Source organism: Cupriavidus sp. WGlv3 (assembly GCF_023952475.1).
GTDB lineage: Bacteria > Pseudomonadota > Gammaproteobacteria > Burkholderiales > Burkholderiaceae > Cupriavidus > Cupriavidus phytorum.
The window spans coordinates 1-685 of record NZ_JALHRX010000124.1 but is presented as its reverse complement, the minus strand read 5'-3'; the positions used below and the strand labels follow the sequence as shown (position 1 = coordinate 685).

The following is a 685-nucleotide window of genomic DNA, read 5'->3' as shown; positions in this document are numbered from 1 at the left end:
CGTGGCGAAGTAAGCAGCGCAGCGCGGGCATGAAGGTCAACCGCATCGTCGCCAACATCGGCACCGCCGATCCCGGCCAGGCCCGCGCCTTCTACCAGGACGTGCTGGGCCTGGACCTGCTGATGGACCACGGGTGGATCCGCACCTACGGCAGCGATGCCGCAGCGCGGACCCAGGTCAGCTTTGCCGTGGAAGGCGGCAACGGCACGCCCGTGCCCGCGCTGTCGATCGAGGTCGACGATGTCGACGAGGCCCACCGCCGCATGGTGGCGGCCGGCTTTGCGGTGGAGTACGGCCCGGCCGACGAGCCGTGGGGCGTGCGGCGCTTCTTCGTGCGCGACCCGTTCGGGCAGCTGGTCAATATCCTCGCGCACGCCTGAGCGCGAGCCTTGCCCGCCGTCAGTGCCGGCCTGGCCGGCCTTTCCTATCATTCCTGCAACGCGTTGGCCCGGCGCAAGTGATGCATGCGCCCGGCCAGCGGCGTACACTAGCGCCCTTTTTTCCGGGCCTGCACGTTACCGTCACGGGCCTGGCTACCGTTGCAGGAGTCTGAATGAGCTTGTTCCGCACCAAGGACATCGACGCGATGCTGGCCGTCGCGCGCGATGACGGCTTGAAAAAGGTGCTGGGTCCGGTCGACCTGGTGTTGATGGGCATCGGTGCCATCATCGGCACCGGCATCTTC

General features: G+C 67.7%; 1 protein-coding gene. It reads left to right on the top strand.

Annotated features, from left to right (window positions below; genetic code table 11):
• Nucleotides 1-29: 29 nt before the first annotated feature.
• Nucleotides 30-380 (top strand): VOC family protein, encoded by a 351-nt coding sequence (locus tag MKD38_RS30790; RefSeq protein ID WP_252682451.1) that lies wholly within the window; start codon nt 30-32, stop codon nt 378-380.
• The last annotated feature ends 305 nt before the right edge of the window (nt 381-685 follow it).

Excerpts from the sequence above, each read along its gene's own strand:
- MKD38_RS30790 (WP_252682451.1), top strand. The coding sequence starts at position 30 with ATGAAGGTCAACCGCATCGTCGCCAACATCGGCACCGCCGATCCCGGC.